Source organism: Pseudonocardia spirodelae, from assembly GCF_037727765.1.
GTDB lineage: Bacteria > Actinomycetota > Actinomycetes > Mycobacteriales > Pseudonocardiaceae > Pseudonocardia > Pseudonocardia spirodelae.
This window is the reverse complement of sequence record NZ_JBBJUP010000001.1, coordinates 183,771-201,844: the sequence shown is the minus strand read 5'-3', so window position 1 is coordinate 201,844 and position 18,074 is coordinate 183,771. Positions and strand designations below refer to the sequence as shown.

Here is an 18,074-nt window from a genome sequence, read left to right as displayed (position 1 = left end):
CCGTGGACCAGACCCCGCTCCCGCACCCCGCCGCGGTCGACCCGGAGCGTTTCCGGGTCGACGACTCCGACGACGACGACCCGACCCTGCTCGGCCCGGAGGGCAGCCCGGTCGACACCTGGCGCGAGGGCTACCCCTACGACGACCGGCTCTCGCGCGCCGAGTACGAACGGCAGAAGCGGCTGCTCCAGATCGAGCTGCTGAAGCTGCAGAACTGGGTCAAGGACACCGGGAGCCGGATCGTCGTGCTCTTCGAGGGCCGCGACGCCGCGGGCAAGGGCGGCACGATCAAGCGGTTCACCGAGCACCTCAACCCCCGCGGGTGCCGGGTGGTGGCGCTGGAGAAGCCGACCGAGCGCGAGGCCGGGCAGTGGTACTTCCAGCGCTACGTCGCGCACCTGCCGAGCGCCGGGGAGATCGTGCTGTTCGACCGCTCCTGGTACAACCGGGCGGGCGTGGAGCGGGTCATGGGCTTCACCGACCCGCGGTCCTACATGGAGTTCCTGCGGGCCACCCCCGAGCTGGAGCGGATGCTCGTCCGCTCCGGGATCCACCTGGTCAAGCTGTGGTTCTCGGTGTCGCGCGACGAGCAGCGCACCCGCTTCCTCATCCGCCAGGTCGACCCGGTCCGGCAGTGGAAGCTGTCCCCGATGGACCTGGCGTCGCTGGACAAGTGGGAGGCCTACACCGAGGCCAAGGAGGCGATGTTCTTCTACACCGACACCAAGGACGCCCCCTGGACGGTGATCAAGAGCAACGACAAGAAGCGGGCCCGGCTGGAGGCGATGCGCCACGTACTGGGCCTGTTCGACTACCCCGGCAAGGACGTCGACGTCGCCGCCCGGCCGGACCCGCTGGTCGTCGGCCCGGCCGCGGAGATGTTCGAGCACGACGAGGGCCCGAACCGCTTCCCCCCGCTCACCGACCGCAGCCGCTGACCGCGCCCGGCGGCGCCGCCGGGCACCCGGCCGTTCACGCGGGCTCGGCGACGAGCGTCATCGTCAGCGAGTGGCCGATGCCGAGCCCCGGCCCCTCCTCCCGCTCGACGGCGAGCAGCGCCCGCGCCAGGCGCGGGCCGCTGTCCTCGTCGAGCGGGGCGTCGGCCGGGTGGGCGGCGAGCGCGGCGTTCCAGCGCCGCGCGAACCGGTCCAGCTGGGCGAGGACGTCGCCGGGGGCGCCCGTCCGGGCGGGGTCGAACCGCAGCCCGGCGGGCCGGACCCGCCCGGGTGCGCGGACCAGGTCGTTGACCAGGGTCCGGAAGCGGGGCACCGCGGGGTGGAAGGTGCCGGTCGCGGTGTGCCGCCCGACGAGCACGGAGCGGTCGACGGCGGTGCGCGAGCGCAGCCGCGCACCGCTGCCCGCCAGGGCGGCGTCGACGGTGGCGTCGAGTTCGCGCCGGCCGTAGAAGGTCATGGGCTCGGAGATCGTGTCGCCGCCGCCGGCGAAGAAGCTCATCGCGTAGTCCCAGCGCTCGCGGTCCCAGCGCGGCTGCCACTCCACCGACCAGCGGCCCAGGACGTCGACGACGACGGCCGCCCGCCGTCCCCGCGCCGCGACGGCCGAGAGCACCGACCGCAGCGCCTCGACCAGCTCGTCGCGGGTGAGGTGGGAGTAGGGGACCCCGCAGGACAGGTACAGGTCGAACGCACCGGCGGGCAGGTCGGAGCGCACGTCGCCGAGCACGAACGACGCCGACGGCGAGTCGACGGTCCCCTGCGCGGTCCGGACCATCTCCGGGTCGACGTCGAGGCCGACGTAGCGCAGCCGGTCCTCGGGCACCGGCGCCGCCTCGCCCGGTCCGGACCGGGTGAGCAGCGCGAACCCGTCCGCGGTGCCGGCGCCGACGTCGAGGACGGCGACCGGCCCGTCCGGGGGCAGGTCGAGTGCGGCGAGCGCCCCGGTGATCACCCGCCGGGTGATCGGCTCCTCGGACAGGACCTTGACGGGGTCGCGTCGCGACGGCGAGAGGTAGTGGGCGCTCGCGCCGCGGTAGGACGGTGCCCGGTCGGGACGGATCACCGTTCCTTCCTACACCGTGACGATCTTTCCCGGGTCACCGCGGGCGGCCGGGGTCGGGCCGGCCGCCCGCGGGAGGTTCACCGGGGAGCGGCTCAGGCGAGGTCGTCCAGCTCGCCGTTCTTGATCGAGGCGAGGAACGCGGCCATGTCGGTCGCGGGGAAGGCGAGCACGGTGCCGTGCGGGTCGCGCGAGTTGCGGACGGCCACGGTCGTGCCGGCGGCGCCGGCCGGGACGGCGAGCTCCACGCAGTTGCCCTGGTAGCCGCTGCGCACGCTCTTGCGCCACGCCATCGCATCGATCGTCGCGGGGTCGCTCAGGTGCATCTGGTCCATGCGAATGCTCACCTCATCTGCACGTGCATTCTCCGTTGCGCAGAAGGTAGCAGCAGCGGGGCATGTCCATCGTGTACGACGGGTCGCCCGCGCCCGGCGGTCGTTCCACCGCGCCCGGCTGCGCGGCACCGACCGCAGGCGGTCACCGGCGTGCGGGTGTCGCCATTCGTCGCACCCCGGCGACGTCGGCGCTGCTCAGCGCTCCGCGCGGAGCTTCGTCAGCGCCTGCTTGGTCTCGTCCGGGGACAGCGCGTCGATCGTCAGCCGGTCCATGGCGCGGCCGTAGCGCTCGACGTCGGCGCGCTTGTCCAGGTAGGACGACCCGGTCATCTCCTCGAGGTAGACGAGGTCGGGCAGCTCCGGCTCGGCGAAGCGGAGCATGGTGAAGGCGTGCTCGGCGCCGTAGCCCGACAGGCCCCAGGGCAGCAGCTGCACCACGACGTTGGGCAGCGAGGACAGCTCGACGAGGTGGTCGAGCTGGGCGCGGAACACGCTCTCCCCGCCGACCGGGCGGTGCAGCACCGCCTCGTCGAGCACCGTCCAGAAGGTGGGCGCGTCCTTGCGGTGCAGCACCCGCTGGCGGCGCAGCCGCACCTCCAGGCGCTTCTCGACGTCGGCCCGCTCGGCGGGCGGCAGGTCGGCGTGGCCGCCGCTGACCACCGCGCGCGCGTAGTCCTCGGTCTGCAGCAGGCCCGGGACGAACAGCAGCTCGTAGGACGAGATCCGCGAGGCCGAGGCCTCCAGGCCCACGAAGTCCTCGAACCAGCCGGGGACGACGTCGTTGAAGCGGGCCCACCAGCCGCTGGAGTTGCTCTCCTCGGCCATCGACAGGACCTGGTCGCGCTCGGGGCCCTCGCCGACGCCGTACATGGTCAGCAGGTCGGCGACGTCGCGCTGCTTGAACCCGACCTTGCCCGACTCGAGGCGGCTCATCTTCGAGTCCGAGCCGCGGATCGCGTAGGCGGCGTCGCTGCGGCTGATCGAGGCCCGCTCGCGCAGTCGGCGCAGGTGCGCCCCGAGGACGATCCGGCGCGCGGTCGGGCCGCGGTCGGCACCGGGAGGGGTGGGGCTGTTCGGGCTCGGGACCACCGGGACGGGCTCCTGCGGGTTGCGGGGACTACCGATCGGATGACCGAGCCTACACAAGGGTGCGCCAGGTCGTCAGCGGTGCCGCTCACCCTCCACCGCCCGGACGGTCACCGTGCGTGCCCACGGCGGGGGTCCGCTACGGTGACCGCACCTCCGCCGAGACCCCCACCACCAGTGAGGACGCCCAGCATGGTCCAGCCGACCGAAGGTCGCGCACCCGCCTACATCGACACGACCAAGGCGAGCATCGCGCGCGTGTACGACTACGCCCTCGGCGGCAAGGACAACTACGAGGTGGACCGCGAGACCATCGAGCGGGTCCGCGCGGTCGCCCCGGAGGTCAACCAGCTCGCCGTCGACAACCGGGCGTTCCTGATCCGGGCGGCGCGGTTCATCGCCACCCAGACCTCGATCACCCAGTTCCTCGACTGCGGCTCCGGCCTGCCGACCGCGGAGAACACCCACCAGGTCGTGCAGCGGCTGCAGCCCGAGGCCCGGGTCGCCTACGTCGACAACGACCCGACCGTCATCGCGCACGGCCAGGCGCTGCTGGAGGACAACGAGCTCACCCGCTTCACCGCCGCGGACATCCGCGAGCCGGAAACCGTGCTCGACGACCCCACGATCCAGGAGTTCCTCGACCTCGACGCGCCGGTGGCGCTGTTCCAGATCGGGACCATCCACCACTTCGCCGACACCGTCGACCCGCAGGCCGTGATGGCCCGCTACATCGAGCGCCTCGCCCCCGGCTCGGTCGTCGCGATCGCGCACTTCTTCGACCCCGAGAACTCCGACAGCGAGCTCGCCCGGCGCATGGAGCAGGTGTTCGTGCACAGCCCGATGGGCAGCGGCCGCTTCCGCACCCTCGCCGAGATCCAGGGCCTGTTCCCCGGCCTGGAGATGGTCGACCCGGGTGTCGTGCCGTGCTACCGGTGGTGGCCGGACGGCCCCCAGCTGCGCACCGAGGACCCGGTCCAGCGCTGCATCGTGGGCGGGGTCGGCATCAAGCGCTGACCGCCCGGGCGGTCCGCCCGCCTCCCCCGCACCTCCCGACGACACGGCCGGGCGCCCCCGCGCGCCCGGCCGTTCGCGTGCGTGCCGCCGGCACCGGCGCCCGTCGCCGTTGCGCACAGCGGCGGGCAGGCGCATACTCCCCCTAATTCAACAACAGTTGAAATGAGGTGGTGACCATGTCCCAGTCCAGGTCCGAGACCCGGTCCGACCGGACGACGTGCTGTGTGGTCGGCGGCGGCCCCGCCGGGATGATGCTCGGGCTGCTGCTGGCCCGCGCGGGCGTCGCGGTCACCGTGCTGGAGAAGCACGGCGACTTCCTGCGCGACTTCCGGGGCGACACCGTCCACCCGACCACCCTCGACCTGCTCGACGACCTCGGACTGGGCGAGCGGTTCGCGGCCCTGCCGCAGAGCCGGATGAACGAGGTGCTGGTGCCCGACGAGCGCGGCGGCGTGCAGCAGGTCGGCGACTTCTCCCTGCTGCGCCGGGTCGGCGTGCGCCACCCGTACGTCGCGATGGTCCCGCAGTGGGACCTGCTCGACCTGCTCGCCGACGCCGGGCGGGCCGAACCGTCGTTCGACCTGCGGATGGACACCCGCGCCACCTCCCTGGTGCGGGAGGGCGGGCGGGTCGCCGGCGTCCGGTACGCGACGACCACCGGCCCCGGCGAGACCGTCGAGGGCGAGATCCGGGCCGACCTCACCATCGCCTGCGACGGCCGGCACTCGGTGCTGCGCGAGGGCACCGGCCTGCCGGTGACCGAGTTCGACGTCCCGTTCGACACCTGGTGGTTCCGCCTCCCCCGCCACCGGGAGGAGACCGACGCGGCGCTGCGCCCGCGGCTCGGGCGCGGCCGGTTCGCCGTCGTGCTGCCCCGGGAGGGCTACTTCCAGATCGCCTACCTCGGGCCCAAGGGCACCGACGCCCGGCTGCGGGAGCGCGGGGTGGAGGCGTTCCGCGCCGACGTCGCCGAGCTGATGCCCGAGTTCGCCGACCGGGTCGGCGAGATCGCGACGATGGACGACGTCAAGCACCTCGACGTCAAGCTCAACCGGCTGCGCCGCTGGCACGTCGACGGGCTGCTCTGCATCGGCGACGCCGCACACGCCATGTCCCCGATCGGCGGCGTCGGGATCAACCTCGCCGTGCAGGACGCCGTCGCCGCGGCCCGGCTCCTCGCGGCCCCGCTGCAGCGCGGCGCCGTCACCGCCCGTGACCTGGCCCGTGTCCGCAACCGCCGGCTGCTGCCGACGATCCTGGTCCAGGGCCTGCAGCGGATCATGCACGCGAGCATCGCCGGCCCCGCGATCGCCGGGAACCTGGACGGCCCGCCCGCGCCGCTGCTGCGGCTGATGCGGTCCGTCCCGGCCGCCCGGATCATCCCGGCCTACCTGGTCGGGGTGGGGTTCCGGCCGGAACGGGCGCCGGACTTCGCCCGCCGCGGCGGCGCGGTCAGCGGCCGTCCCGGCCCGCGGCCCGCCCGACGGTGAGATCGCGGTCGACGGTCTCCGGAGCGACATCGGTCGGGGTGGGGGCCACTGCGCTCCTCCTTGGTGAGCCCCCTCGTCGGGGCCGGACCGAGCATGACCAGACCTGCGCGAGGTTGTCGGTCATCGCCAGATCGTGCCGGACCTAGGCTGGCCCCGTGCTGACACTGGACGCGCTCGACGTCGACCTGCTCGCCGCGCTGCGGGAGCGCCCGCGGGCCGGCGTGCTGGAGCTGTCGCGCACGCTGACCGTCGCCCGCGGCACGGTGCAGGCGCGCCTGGACCGGATGGAACGGGCCGGGGTGATCAGCGGGTACGGCCCCGACGTCGACCTCGCCGCGGCCGGCTACGGCGTGCAGGCGTTCGTGACGCTGGAGATCGCCCAGGGCGAGCTGGGCGACGTCGCCGCGGAGCTCGCGGCGCTGCCCGCGGTCACCGAGGCGTACGCGACGACCGGCTCGTCGGACGTGCTGTGCCGGCTCGCAGCGGCCTCGCACGAGGACCTGCAGGACACCCTGCTCGCACTCGGGCGCTCGTCGCTGGTCGCCCGCTCGACCAGCGTGGTCGTGCTGTCCACCCTGGTCGCGCCGCGCTGGCGGCCGCTGCTGGAGCGCGACCACCGGGAGGGCCCGGCCCGCGCCCCGGCCTACCGCTCGTGAGCGGGCCTCAGCGCAGATGGTGCTCCGCCCGGTGCGCCCCCAGCACGTCGAGCCCGAAGTCGGCCGACGGGTCGCGCCACACCGAGTGGGCGTGGTTGGCGTCGCGCTGGGTGTTGTCCCACTCGATCAGCAGCCGCGGGCCCTGCACGCGGTAGTAGTTCGGTGCGCCGTCCTCGAGCGGGCCCGCCCAGGCCAGGTGGACGGCGTCGAGCTCGGCGTCGTCGTCGTAGCGGGAGACCGGCTGCAGCGGCTCGGCGACCCGGCGCAGGTAGGTGCCGAGCAGCGCGCGGAGCATCTCGCGGCCCTCGGCGTCCAGGTCGGACGCGGCGACCCCGGCCGGGACGGCCGACAGCGCGACGGCGGCCTTCTCCGCGTCGCTGAACGCGGCGCGGTCCTCGATGCCGGCGCTCATGTCGTCGAGCTTGCGCTGCTGCTCGGGGTCGGCGAACGAGCCGGTGCGCCAGATCCCGGCGAGCGGGATCCAGTTGTCGCCGTCCTGCGGGTCGGTGCGGTTGGCCGCGACGAGGTCCGGCGGGGCCTTGTCCAGCAGCACCGCGCGCTCGCGCAGCTCGGCGGGCAGCGCGCGGACGAGGTCGCGGGCCAGGTCCTCGACCCGCCCGAGCGGGCGGAGCACGGCGTCGCCGAGCAGCTCGGAGGTGGCCGGGTCGGCGCCGAGGAAGCACGGCGTGGCCGCGACGACCACGCCGTCGACGACCAGCATGTTGACCGACACGTGGTGCCCGCCGAAGCGCCAGCCCCAGGTGCCGGTGTCGCCGGGCTCGCCGAACACCCGCAGGTAGTACATCTGCGGGTCGCGGCCGCGGGTGCGGTCGAACAGCGTCACGAAGCCCTCGGTGTGGTCGAGGACGTTCTCCAGGCCCATCACCGTCGCCACGGTCACGTAGGCCGCACGCGAGAGGCCGGAGCCGACGAGCCGCATGGCGGCCCGCTGCTGCGGCGGCAGCTGCTCGTGGAAGGTCAGGCCGCCGTGGTCGGTGGGGGTGTAGAACCAGCGGCGGCGCTCGGCGTCGGCGTCGTCGTCACCGGTCGGGGCGTGCCCGGCGGCGGTCTCCCGCTGGGCCGGGTCGAGGGTGTCGAGCCAGGCGCGCGCCGCCTCGGCCATCGCGCGCGCCGTCTCCCGGGTGTCCGCAGCACCGATCATGCTGCACGACGGTAGCCACTCCGGGCAGACTCCACCGGGCGAGGTGCGCCATACTCATTGCGCACAACCGATCGAGCTGGAGGCAACGATGCCCACGCCCACCGACGACGACCGCACCCTGCTCACCGTCATCGCGCGGATGCGCGCGAAGCCGGGCAAGGAGGAGGAGCTGAAGGCCGAGCTGGAGAAGCTGATCGAGCCGACCACCAAGGAGGACGGCTACGTCAACTACGACCTCCACCAGGGCTGGGACGACCCCGCGGTGTTCTTCTTCTACGAGAACTGGGAGTCCGAGGCGAAGCTCGACGCCCACCTGCAGACCCCGCACCTGACCCGCTTCGTGGGCATCATGGGCGACCTGCTCGACGGCGAGCTCGTGATCCAGAAGCTGCGCCGCGTCGCCTGACCTCAGCGCTCCCGGTACCCGGCCGCCAGCTCCGCGAAGGCGGCCGGGTCCACCAGGGACGTCGTGTCGCCGGGCTCGCGCCCGGCCGTCACGTCGAGCAGCAGCCGTCGCATGATCTTCCCCGAGCGGGTCTTCGGCAGCTCCCCGACCAGGACGACCTCGCGCGGCCGGGCGACCGGCCCCATCTCGCGCGCGACGTGGGCGCGCAGCTGTTCGGCCAGCCCCTCGGTCGGGCCGTCGGTGACGGTCACGAACGCGACCACGGCCTGCCCGGTCGTGGGGTCCGGCGCGCCGACCACACCCGCCTCGGCCACCCGCGGGTGCGCCACCAGCGCCGACTCCAGCTCGATCGAGCCGAGCCGGTGCCCGGAGACGTTCATGACGTCGTCGATGCGGCCCTGGATCGTCACGTAGCCCCGGTCGTCGACCATCGCGCCGTCGCCGGCCTTGTACCAGCCCTGCTCGGCGTAGTCGGCGAAGTAGGACGCGCGGAAGCGCTCCGGGTCGCCCCACACCGTGCGCGCCATCGACGGCCACGGCCGGTCGATCACCAGGATGCCGCCCTCGCCGGGTGCGCAGGTCCGCCCCGCGCGGTCGACGACGCGCACCGACAGGCCCGGCAGCGGGTGGGTGGCCGACCCCGGCAGCAGCGGGGTCACGCCCGGCAGCGGCGCGCAGATCGCGGCGCCGGTCTCGGACTGCCACCAGGTGTCGACGACCGGGCAGCGGCCGCCGCCGACGACCTCGTGGAACCAGCGCCAGGCCTCCGGGTTGATCGCCTCGCCGACCGTGCCGAGCAGGCGCAGCGACGACAGGTCGTGGCGCGCCGGGACCTCGGTGCCCCACTTCATGTACGTCCGGACCAGGGTGGGTGCGGTGTAGTAAACGGTGACGCCGTAGCGCTCGATGATCTCGAAGTGCCGCCCGCGCCCGGGGGTGTCCGGGGTGCCCTCGTAGATCACCTGCGTGACGCCGTTGGACAGCGGGCCGTAGACCTCGTAGGTGTGCGCGGTGACCCAGGCGAGGTCGGCGGTGCACCAGTAGACGTCGTCGGGCTTGTGGTCGAAGCACGCCCACGACGTCCAGGACGCCTGGGTGAGGTAGCCGCCCATGGTGTGCAGCAGGCCCTTGGGCGTGCCGGTGGTGCCCGAGGTGTAGACGAGCATGAGCGGGCTCTCGGCCGGGTGCGCCTGTGCGGTGTGGACGTCGGGCTGCGACGCGACGACGTCGTGCCACCACACGTCGCGTCCCTCGGTCCAGTCCACCTCGGACCCGGTCCGCCGGACCACCAGCACGTGCTCCAGGGACTCCACCCCGGCCGCGGCCTCGTCGGCGTTCCCCTTCACCGGGACGGCCTTCCCGCGCCGGTACTGGCCGTCGGTGGTGACCAGCAGCTTCGCGGCGCCGTCGGTGAGCCGGAACCGCAGCGCGGACGGCGAGAACCCGCCGAAGACCAGCGAGTGGACCGCGCCGATCCGGGCGCAGGCCAGCATCACCACGACGGTCTCGACGAGCACCGGCAGGTACACCACGACGACGTCGCCGCGGCCGACCCCGAGCGCGGTCAGCGCGTGGGCGCAGCGGGCGACCTCGCGCTGCAGATCGGCGTAGGTGACGGTGCGCCGGTCGCCCGGCTCGCCCTCCCAGTGCAGCGCGACCTTCTCCCCCGCCCCGGCCTCGACGTGGCGGTCCACGCAGTTGCGGGCGACGTTGAGGGTGCCGTCGGCGAACCAGGTGACCTCCGGCCACGCGCTGCCGTCGTAGCCCTGCCCGGGCGCGCGCTCCCACTCCAGGCGTCGCGCCTGCTCGCACCAGAACGCCTCGGGGTCGGCGGCGGCGCGGTCGTAGGCGTCGGCGGTCACGTTCGCGGCGGCGGCGAGCTCCGGGGGCGGCGGGTACACGGTCCCGATGGTGCCCGGCGGATCACGCCGGGGCACGGGTGAACAACCTCACCGGTGGGCGAAGGCACGGTGGTGGGCGTCGAGCAGGTCCAGGCCCAGGTCGTTCTCCGGGTCGCGCCACACCGAGTGCGCGTGGTCCGCGCCGTCCTGGGTGTCGTCCCACTCCAGCAGCAGCCGCGGGCCCTGCAGCCGGTGGTAGTGCGGCTCCCCCGGCTCGGTGGACCCGGCCCAGGCGATGTGGACCTCGTCGAGGGCGGCGTCGTCGTCGTAGCGGGGCATCGGGGACACCCCGGCGGGCGCCCGGTCCAGGTAGGCCGAGAGCAGGGCGCGCAGCAGCGTGCGGCCGCGGTCGTCGAGCGCGGTCGCCGGGATGCCGGCCGGCGGGCCGGTCAGGGCGACGGGCTCGGTGCCGGCCACCGGGCCCGGGTCGGTGCCGGCGGGCGGGGGCTCGCGCCGGATCAGGGCCGTGGGCAGCGGCCGGTCGCCCGGCGCGACGACCGGCCGGTTCGCGGTGACGAGGTCCGGGGGCGCGTGCGGCGACAGCACGGCGCGCTCGGCCAGCTCCGGCGGCAGGCCGCGCACGACGGCGCGGGCGAGGTCCTCGGTCGGGCCGAGCGGGCGCGCGGTCCCGCCGCCGAGCAGCGGCGTCGACGCCGGGTTGGCCCCGAGGAAGCACGGCGTCGCCGCGGCGACCCGGCCGCCGTCCACCAGCACGTTGACCGACACGTGGTGGCCGCCGAAGCGCCACCCCCAGGTGCGCGCACCCGGGTCGCCGAACACCCGCAGGTAGTACAGGCCGGGGTCGCGCAGCCGCTCCCGGTAGGGCCGCGACGGCCAGTCCTGGGCCCGGTCGAGCACGTTCTCCAGGCCCATGACCGCGGCGACCGTCGCGAACCCGGCCTCGGACAGGCCCGACGCGACGAGCCGCATCGCGCGCTGCTGCTGGGCCGGGCCCTGCCCGTGCAGTGTCAGGCCGCCGTGGTCGGTCGGCGTGTAGAACCACCGCCGCCGGTCGGCGTCGGCGACCGGGTCGCCCGACGGGCCGGCCCCGGTGGCGGCCGCGAGCCCGGCCGGGTCGAGGGAGTCGAGCCAGTCCGCGGCGGCCGCCGCGGTCCAGGCGGCGGTGTCCTCGGCGGTGGGGGCGGAGGGGTCGGTCACGCCCGCCGACGGTAGTCGCTCCGTCGTGTGCGTCGGGGCACACCACCTTGCAGCGATAACCCGCGTTCGCAATTATTGCTGACGCGGGTTGCAGCGTTGAGCCCGTAACCCTGTAACGACGCGGAAAGGAGTGACCGGTGCCTCTCGGACTGGTCGCACTCGCACTCGGCGGCTTCGGCATCGGGCTGACCGAGTTCGTGATCATGGGTCTGCTGCCCGAGGTGGCGGCGGACTTCGCGGTGAGCGAGCCGGTCGCCGGCTACCTCATCTCCGGCTACGCCCTGAGCGTCGCCGTCGGCGCGATCGGGCTCACCGCCGCGCTCGCCCGCCTGGACCGGCGCACCGTCCTGCTCGGGCTCATGGTGCTGTTCGTGGCGGGCAACCTCATGTCGGCGCTCGCCCCCTCCTACGGCGTCCTGCTCGCCGGGCGGATCGTGGCCGCGCTCTGCCACGGCGCGTTCTTCGGCGTCGGCGCGGTCGTCGCGGCCGACCTGGTCGCCCCGGACCGCCGGGCGGGCGCCATCGCGATCATGTTCGCCGGCCTGACCACGGCCAACGTGCTCGGCGTCCCGTTCGGGACCTTCCTCGGCCAGGCGTACGGGTGGCGCTCCACGTTCTGGGCCATCACCGCGATCGGGGTCGTCGCGCTGGCCGGGATCCGGCTCCTGGTGCCGGCCACACCGCCGTCGGGCCAGGGCGTCGCCGACGGGTTCACCGCCTTCCGGCGCCCGCAGGTGTGGCTGTCCGCACTGGTCACCGTGCTCGGCTTCGGCGGGATGTTCGGCGGGTTCACCTACATCGCCTACACCCTGACCGAGGTGTCCGGCTTCGCCGCGAGCACCGTGCCGTGGCTGCTCGTCGTGTTCGGCGTCGGGCTGTTCGCCGGGAACCTGGTGGGCGGGCGGGCCGCCGACCGCGCGCTGGACCGCACGCTGATCGCGCTGCTGGCGGCACTCACCGTGGTGCTCGCGGTGTTCGCCATGACCGCCGCCTCGCAGGTCGCGACGGTCGTCGCGCTGGTGCTGATGGGTGCGTTCGGCTTCGCCACCGTGCCGGGCCTGCAGCTGCGGATCATGCGTCACGCCGGCGACCACGAGACGATGGCCTCCGGCACCAACATCGCCGCGTTCAACGTCGGCAACGCGCTCGGGGCGTGGCTGGGCGGGCTCACCATCTCCGCGGGCCTGGGCTACACCTCCCCGCTCTGGACGGGCGCGGCCGTGACCCTGGCCGGGCTCGCCGTGCTCGTCGGCGCCACCGTCGCCGGGCAGGCCCGCACCCGCCGCGACACCGCGGACGCGGTGGCCGCCGGCACCGCCTGAGCCGGGGCGGGCCCGCGTACCCTCGGGACGGACGGAAGGAGTGCCGGTGTCGCTGCCCGATGACGAGGTCGAGGGTCAGGTGCACGGGTGGCGGCTGCTCGCCGTCCTGCACGCCCGGATCGAGTCCCGGCTCGAGCGGGCCCTGCAGCAGGGGCACGACCTGTCGGTGAGCGAGTACGGCGTGCTGGAGCTCCTCGACCGCCAGGACGCCCACCACCTGCGGATGACCCAGCTCGGCACCGCGATGGCGATGAGCCAGTCCGCGACGACGCGGCTGGTCACCCGCCTGGAGGACCGCGGCCTGCTGGCCCGCTACCTGTGCCCCACCGACCGGCGCGGCATCTACTCCGAGGTGACCGAGGCCGGGTCCGCCCTGCTGGAGCGGGCCCGCCCGACCCACAACGAGGTGCTGCACGCCGAGCTCGCCGAGGCCGCGGCGAACCCCGAGATGGCCCACCTGGTCGCCGCGATCGGGGCGTCGGAGCCGGCTCCCGCCCGGTAGCCGGCCCGGCGGACCGGCCGGGACGGATCACCCGAGTGGGTACGATCCGGACATGCCGGAACCGCAGAGCCACCGCGAGAGCGGACAGCACGTCATCGAGCACGCCCTGGAGCTGCTCGAGTCCGCCGACCGGGCACAGGACTTCGCGGAGGCCACCGACGGCCACACCGCGGCGACGGCGTACGCGGTCAGCGCGCTCTACCAGGAGATGCGCCACGGCGACGACCAGATCACCGCGCTGATCTCCGCGGTGCAGGAGCAGACGGTGCTGCTGCGCGAGATCCGCGACGCCCTGCGGGGCCGGCCCGCGGGCTGAGCCGGACGGCCCCCGGTACCGATTACTGATGAAGCCGGGGCCCGGGGCCGCGGTCCCGGAATGCCCGCCCCTCCGCTCCGGTTGCGCACGACCGAACCGGTCGGGGACGGCCGTTCGAGCAGGACAGGGCGCGGCCGCGACGACCGTCGGCGGGCGTCCGCGAGCGCGGAGCGTGCGCATGACCCAGCAGACCGGCCCCTGCCCACGGGTCGCCGACCTGTTCGTGTTCCGCGGCCGCCGCGGCACCGTCCTGGCCCTCACCACGCCCGAGCTCGTGCCCGGCGCCGCCTACGACCTGCGCGTCGACGGCGACGGCGACGCGGTCGAGGACCTGACCTACCGGATCGTCGCCGAGGGGCCCGACGGACCCGACGGCGCCCGGCCGGTCGTGCTGCGCCGCATGGCCGGGGCCGCGGCCGACGACCCGGACGCCTGCGGGACGGTCGTCGCCGCCGGGCGGACCGGCACGACGCTCGCCGGCACCGACGGGCTGCGGCTGCGCGTCGGTCCGGCCGCCGGCCCCGCCCCGGCCGATCCCGTGCTGCTGGCCGCGGTGGGCGCGGCCGTCGAGCACGGGGTGCCGGTCGTGCCACCCGCCCGGGACCTGCCCGCCGCACCGCCGTCGCCCGCCCCGGTCACCGCGATCGTCCTGGAGGTCCCCGACGCGGTGCTCGCCCCGGTCGCGATCCGCGCGGCCGGACGCATCGGGGTCTGGACGACCACCGCACCCGCGCCGGGCTGCTCCGGCCCGCCCGGTCGTCGCGGGCTGCCGCTGCTCGCCGAGGTCTACGCCGGTCTCGACGCCCCGCTGCGCGAGCACCTCGGCCGGGGCCGGCCGTCCTCGGACCGCGCCGAGTTCGGCGGGCTGCTGGCGAAGAAGACCGAGCGGGTCGTCGCCGCCGGCGGCGCGGTCGGCGACCCGCGGGCCTACGCGCGCCGCGTCGCCGACCGGCTGCTGCCCGACGTGCTGCGGTACACGATCGGCACCCCGGCGTGCTTCGGGTTCGCCGGCTGGAACGGGCGCGACCTCGGCGACGACGCCGCCGCGGTCGTGTACGGCGTGGCCACCGGCACGCCGGTGCCCGGCCGCCCGGTCCGCGTCGCGGGCCCCCGGCCGACCACGACCTGGCCCTACGTCCCGCTGCCCTGAGCGACGGGCCCGGCCACGAGCGGCCCCCGCCGGCCGAGCGCCCACACCCCCAGCGCGACGACCGACACCACGGCGCCCGCGGTGCACACCGCGGGCCAGCCCCCGGCCGTCCAGAGCAGGCCGGCCGCGGCCGACCCCGCGGCTCCCCCGACGAAGTTGCCCACCACGAAGGCGGTGTTGAGCCGGCTGCGGGCCCCGGCGGAGACCGTGAACAGCCGCGACTGGTTGAGCAGGTTCTGCCCCTGCACCGCGACGTCGAGCAGCACGATCGCGAGCAGGATCAGCAGCACCGACCGGGCCCCGGCCGCGGCCACCGCGAACGCGGCCAGCGCGAGCACCCAGGCCACCCCGGTGGCCGGCAGCGACAGCCCGCGGTCGTGCAGCCGTCCGGACCGCTGCGCGGCCAGCGCCCCCGCCAGCCCGGCGAGCCCGAACAGCCCGATCACCGTGACCGGGTAGCCGAACGGCGGGGCGCTGAGCAGGAAGGTCAGCGCCGTCCAGAACAGGGTGAACGCCCCGAACCCGCACGCCCCGAGCACCAGCGTCCAGCGGACCGTCCGCTCCGTGCGGACCAGCGCGAACACCGACCCGATGAGCCGCACGTAGGGCACCCGGTCCCGCGCCCGGTCCGCCGGGACGCGCCACAGCAGCACCACCGCGAGCACCGCGTCCAGCACCGCGGCCGCGACGTAGACCGTCCGCCAGCCCGCCGCCCCGGCGACCAGGCCGCTGACCGCGCGGGACACCAGGATGCCGGTGAGCAGCCCCGACGCGACCGTGCCGACGACCCGGCCCCGCCGCGCGGGATCGGCGAGGTCGCCGGCCAGCGGGGTGAGCAGCTGGCCGGCCACCGTGCAGAGCCCGAGCGCGCACAGCGCCGTCAGCAGGACCGCGAAGCCCGGCGCCGCCGCGCACGCCAGCAGCGCCAGCGCGCTCAGCCCCATCATGGCCGGTACCAGGCGGCGGCGGTCGAGCACGTCACCGAGCGGGACGACGAGCAGGATGCCCGCGGCGTAGCCGATCTGGGTCAGGGTCACCAGCCACCCCGCGGCGGCCGGTGACGCGCCGAGGTCGGCGGCGATCACGTCGAGCAGCGGCTGGGCCCAGTAGAGGTTCCCGACGGCGGCGCCGCCCGCGAGGGCGAACAGGAACGTCAGCACCGGTGTCACGCCGCCATCCTCCGGCTCCCGGGACCGCCGCGTCGCTCAGGCCCCCACGTAGCGGGCGAGGTGCTGCCCGGTGAGCGTCGAGCGGTCCGCGACGAGCTCGGCCGGGGTCCCCTCGAACACGACCCGGCCGCCGTCGTGGCCGGCGCCGGGACCGAGGTCGATGATCCGGTCGGCGTGCGCCATGACGGCCTGGTGGTGCTCGATGACGATCACCGACCGGCCGCCGTCGACGATCCGGTCCAGCAGCGCCAGCAGCTGCTCGACGTCGGCCAGGTGCAGCCCGGTCGTCGGCTCGTCGAGGACGAAGGTGCCGCCGGACTCGCCCAGGTGCACCGCGAGCTTGAGCCGCTGGCGCTCGCCGCCGGACAGCGTGGTCAGCGGCTGGCCCAGGGTCAGGTAGCCGAGCCCGACGTCGGCGAGCCGTTCCAGGACGCGGTGCGCGGCCGGGACCCGGGCCTCGCCGGCACCGAAGAACTTCTCGGCCTCGGCGACCGGCATCGCGAGGACCTCGCTGATGTCGCGCCCGCCGAAGGTGAAGCCCAGCACCGAGGCGTCGAACCGGCGGCCGTCGCACACGTCGCAGGTGGTGGCGACGCCCGCCATCATCGCGAGGTCGGTGTAGATCACCCCGGCACCGTTGCAGTTCGGGCAGGCGCCCTCGGAGTTGGCGCTGAACAGGGCCGGCTTGACGCCGTTGGCCTTCGCGAACGCCTTGCGGATCGGCTCCAGCAGCCCGGTGTAGGTGGCCGGGTTGCTGCGCCGCGAGCCCTTGATCGCCCCCTGGTCGACGACGACCACGCCGTCGCGCCCGGCGACCGAGCCGTGGATCAGCGAGCTCTTCCCGGACCCGGCCACCCCGGTGACCACGGTCAGCACCCCGAGCGGGACGTCGACGTCGACCTCGCGCAGGTTGTGCGTGTCGGCCCGGCGGATCTCCAGGTGCCCGCGCGGCGTGCGCACCGACGGCTTGAGCGAGGCCCGGTACTCCAGGTGCCGCCCGGTCAGCGTGCCGGAGCGGTGCAGCCCGTCGAGGTCGCCGCTGTAGACGACCTGCCCGCCGTCGGCCCCGGCCCGCGGGCCGAGGTCGACGACGTGGTCGGCGATCGCGATCGTCTCCGGCTTGTGCTCGACGACGAGCACGGTGTTGCCCTTGTCCCGCAGCCGCAGCAGCAGGTCGTTCATCCGGTCGATGTCGTGCGGGTGCAGTCCGATCGTGGGCTCGTCGAACACGTAGGTGACATCGGTCAGCGAGGACCCCAGATGCTTGATCATCTTGGTGCGCTGGGCCTCGCCGCCGGACAGCGTGCCCGATGGCCGGTCCAGCGACAGGTAGCCGAGCCCGATCTCGACGAAGGAGTCCAGCGTGTCCCCCAGCGCGCCGAGCAGCGGCGCCACCGACGGCTCGTCCCGTTCCCGGACCCAGGCGGCGAGGTCGGAGATCTGCATGGCGCAGGCGTCGGCGATGGAGATGCCCCCGATCTTCGACGAGCGCGCGAGCTCGGAGAGCCGGGTGCCCGCGCAGTCCGGGCAGGTGCGGAACACGATGGCCCGGTCGACGAAGGCCCGGATGTGGGGCTGCATCGACTCGCGGTCCTTGGCGAGGAAGGACTTCTGGATGCGTGGGATCAGGCCCTCGAAGGTGACGTTGATGCCGTCGACCTTGATCCGGGTGGCCTCCTTGTAGAGCAGCGCGTTCAGCTGGGGCTTGGTGAAGCTGCTGATCGGCTTGTCGCCGGGGAAGAACCCGGAGTTGGCGAAGATCCGGCCGTACCAGCCGTCGACGGAGTAGTTCGGGATCGTCAGGGCGCCCTCGACGATGGACTTCGAGTCGTCGTAGAGGGCGGTGAGGTCGAAGTCGGAGACCGAGCCGCGGCCCTCGCAGCGCGGGCAGGCGCCGCCGACGATCTCGAACTCCCGGCGCTCCTTGACCTGCTGCCCGTTCTTGCGGACGGTGACCGCGCCGGACCCGCTGATCGTCGCGACGTTGAACGAGAACGCCTTGGCCGGGCCCGCGTAGGGCGTGCCGAGGCGGCTGAACAGGATCCGCAGCAGCGCACCGACGTCGGTGGCGGTGCCGACGGTGGAGCGCACGTCGCCGCCCATCCGCTCCTGGTCGACGATGATCGCGGTGGTCAGCCCGTCGAGCAGGTCGACGTCGGGGCGGCCCAGGTTCGGCATGAACCCCTGGACGAAGCTGCTGTAGGTCTCGTTGATCATCCGCTGGGACTCGGCGGCGATCGTGGAGAACACCAGCGAGCTCTTGCCCGAGCCGGACACCCCGGTGAACACCGTGAGCCGGCGCTTGGGCAGCTCGACGGAGACGTCGCGCAGGTTGTTCTCCCGAGCGCCGTGCACCCGGATCAGGTCGTGGCTGTCGGCTGCGTGCAT

17 protein-coding genes are annotated in these 18,074 nt (G+C 74.5%); 9 read left to right on the top strand and 8 right to left on the bottom strand.

Going from position 1 to position 18,074, the window contains the following annotated elements; genetic code table 11:
• Window positions 1-2: 2 nt before the first annotated feature.
• Complete coding sequence (gene ppk2 / locus WJX68_RS00975; protein WP_340285530.1) at window positions 3-938, top strand: polyphosphate kinase 2; 936 nt, start codon at window positions 3-5, stop codon at window positions 936-938.
• A gap of 34 nt (window positions 939-972) precedes the next feature.
• Here ppk2 and WJX68_RS00970 read toward each other — a convergent pair whose 3' ends face one another.
• The 3 genes from WJX68_RS00970 to WJX68_RS00960 form a co-directional block, all read right to left on the bottom strand.
• Entirely contained in the window at window positions 973-2,019 is a 1,047-nt protein-coding gene (locus tag WJX68_RS00970; RefSeq protein ID WP_340285529.1) for a class I SAM-dependent methyltransferase, read from the bottom strand.
• Window positions 2,020-2,111: 92 nt separating this feature from the next.
• Window positions 2,112-2,351 (bottom strand): DUF397 domain-containing protein, encoded by a 240-nt coding sequence (locus tag WJX68_RS00965; protein ID WP_340285528.1) that lies wholly within the window; start codon window positions 2,349-2,351, stop codon window positions 2,112-2,114.
• Window positions 2,352-2,546: 195 nt separating this feature from the next.
• Complete coding sequence (locus WJX68_RS00960; RefSeq protein ID WP_340285527.1) at window positions 2,547-3,440, bottom strand: helix-turn-helix domain-containing protein; 894 nt, start codon at window positions 3,438-3,440, stop codon at window positions 2,547-2,549.
• 189 nt (window positions 3,441-3,629) lie between these two features.
• Between WJX68_RS00960 and WJX68_RS00955 the strand changes: the two genes are divergently transcribed.
• The 3 genes from WJX68_RS00955 (at window position 3,630) to WJX68_RS00945 (ending at window position 6,600) form a co-directional block, all read left to right on the top strand.
• Window positions 3,630-4,454, top strand: a complete 825-nt coding sequence (locus tag WJX68_RS00955) for an SAM-dependent methyltransferase (RefSeq protein ID WP_340285526.1) — start codon at window positions 3,630-3,632, stop codon at window positions 4,452-4,454.
• A 176-nt stretch (window positions 4,455-4,630) separates the two neighbouring features.
• Entirely contained in the window at window positions 4,631-5,944 is a 1,314-nt protein-coding gene (locus WJX68_RS00950; RefSeq protein WP_340285524.1) for an FAD-dependent oxidoreductase, read from the top strand.
• Window positions 5,945-6,099: 155 nt separating this feature from the next.
• Window positions 6,100-6,600: an Lrp/AsnC family transcriptional regulator gene (locus WJX68_RS00945; protein WP_340285522.1), complete on the top strand. Its 501-nt coding sequence runs from the start codon at window positions 6,100-6,102 to the stop codon at window positions 6,598-6,600.
• A gap of 7 nt (window positions 6,601-6,607) precedes the next feature.
• Here the strand turns inward: WJX68_RS00945 and WJX68_RS00940 are convergent, their stop codons facing one another.
• Window positions 6,608-7,762, bottom strand: coding sequence for a DUF3500 domain-containing protein (locus WJX68_RS00940; RefSeq protein ID WP_340285521.1), 1,155 nt, complete (start codon window positions 7,760-7,762; stop codon window positions 6,608-6,610).
• 88 nt (window positions 7,763-7,850) lie between these two features.
• Here WJX68_RS00940 and WJX68_RS00935 point away from each other — a divergent pair, with 88 nt between their 5' ends.
• On the top strand, window positions 7,851-8,168 hold the full coding sequence (locus WJX68_RS00935; protein ID WP_340285520.1) for a putative quinol monooxygenase: 318 nt from the start codon (window positions 7,851-7,853) through the stop codon (window positions 8,166-8,168).
• A gap of 2 nt (window positions 8,169-8,170) precedes the next feature.
• On the opposite strand, the gene acs is transcribed toward WJX68_RS00935, so the two are convergent.
• Together acs and WJX68_RS00925 are read right to left on the bottom strand one after the other, a co-directional pair.
• A complete protein-coding gene (gene acs, locus WJX68_RS00930; protein WP_340285519.1) occupies window positions 8,171-10,069 on the bottom strand; it encodes an acetate--CoA ligase in 1,899 nt (632 codons plus the stop codon).
• Between the two features lie 48 nt (window positions 10,070-10,117).
• Window positions 10,118-11,227 (bottom strand): DUF3500 domain-containing protein, encoded by a 1,110-nt coding sequence (locus WJX68_RS00925; RefSeq protein WP_340285518.1) that lies wholly within the window; start codon window positions 11,225-11,227, stop codon window positions 10,118-10,120.
• Window positions 11,228-11,364: 137 nt separating this feature from the next.
• On the opposite strand from WJX68_RS00925, the gene WJX68_RS00920 reads away from it, so the two are divergent.
• The 4 genes from WJX68_RS00920 (at window position 11,365) to WJX68_RS00905 (ending at window position 14,517) form a co-directional block, all read left to right on the top strand.
• Window positions 11,365-12,549, top strand: coding sequence for an MFS transporter (locus tag WJX68_RS00920; RefSeq protein WP_340285517.1), 1,185 nt, complete (start codon window positions 11,365-11,367; stop codon window positions 12,547-12,549).
• Window positions 12,550-12,595: 46 nt separating this feature from the next.
• Window positions 12,596-13,051 carry a MarR family winged helix-turn-helix transcriptional regulator gene (locus WJX68_RS00915; RefSeq protein ID WP_340285516.1) on the top strand — a complete coding sequence of 152 codons (456 nt, stop codon included), beginning with the start codon at window positions 12,596-12,598 and terminating at the stop codon, window positions 13,049-13,051.
• 52 nt (window positions 13,052-13,103) lie between these two features.
• Complete coding sequence (locus WJX68_RS00910; RefSeq protein WP_340285515.1) at window positions 13,104-13,367, top strand: hypothetical protein; 264 nt, start codon at window positions 13,104-13,106, stop codon at window positions 13,365-13,367.
• 178 nt (window positions 13,368-13,545) lie between these two features.
• Window positions 13,546-14,517, top strand: coding sequence for a hypothetical protein (locus WJX68_RS00905; RefSeq protein ID WP_340285514.1), 972 nt, complete (start codon window positions 13,546-13,548; stop codon window positions 14,515-14,517).
• On the opposite strand, the gene WJX68_RS00900 is transcribed toward WJX68_RS00905, so the two are convergent.
• Both WJX68_RS00900 and WJX68_RS00895 read right to left on the bottom strand, forming a co-directional pair.
• Window positions 14,499-15,686, bottom strand: a complete 1,188-nt coding sequence (locus tag WJX68_RS00900; RefSeq protein WP_340285513.1) for an MFS transporter — start codon at window positions 15,684-15,686, stop codon at window positions 14,499-14,501. The genes WJX68_RS00905 and WJX68_RS00900 overlap by 19 nt on opposite strands.
• Window positions 15,687-15,722: 36 nt before the next feature.
• Window positions 15,723-18,074: an ATP-binding cassette domain-containing protein gene (locus WJX68_RS00895; protein ID WP_340285512.1), complete on the bottom strand. Its 2,352-nt coding sequence runs from the start codon at window positions 18,072-18,074 to the stop codon at window positions 15,723-15,725.

Bases quoted from the DNA above. Each gene is read 5' to 3' on its own strand.
- WJX68_RS00965 (WP_340285528.1), bottom strand. From the start codon at position 2,351: ATGGACCAGATGCACCTGAGCGACCCCGCGACGATCGATGCGATGGCG.
- WJX68_RS00955 (WP_340285526.1), top strand. From the start codon at position 3,630: ATGGTCCAGCCGACCGAAGGTCGCGCACCCGCCTACATCGACACGACC.
- WJX68_RS00950 (WP_340285524.1), top strand. From the start codon at position 4,631: ATGTCCCAGTCCAGGTCCGAGACCCGGTCCGACCGGACGACGTGCTGT.
- WJX68_RS00940 (WP_340285521.1), bottom strand. From the start codon at position 7,762: ATGATCGGTGCTGCGGACACCCGGGAGACGGCGCGCGCGATGGCCGAG.
- WJX68_RS00935 (WP_340285520.1), top strand. From the start codon at position 7,851: ATGCCCACGCCCACCGACGACGACCGCACCCTGCTCACCGTCATCGCG.
- WJX68_RS00910 (WP_340285515.1), top strand. From the start codon at position 13,104: ATGCCGGAACCGCAGAGCCACCGCGAGAGCGGACAGCACGTCATCGAG.
- WJX68_RS00905 (WP_340285514.1), top strand. From the start codon at position 13,546: ATGACCCAGCAGACCGGCCCCTGCCCACGGGTCGCCGACCTGTTCGTG.
- WJX68_RS00895 (WP_340285512.1), bottom strand. From the start codon at position 18,074: ATGCACGCAGCCGACAGCCACGACCTGATCCGGGTGCACGGCGCTCGG.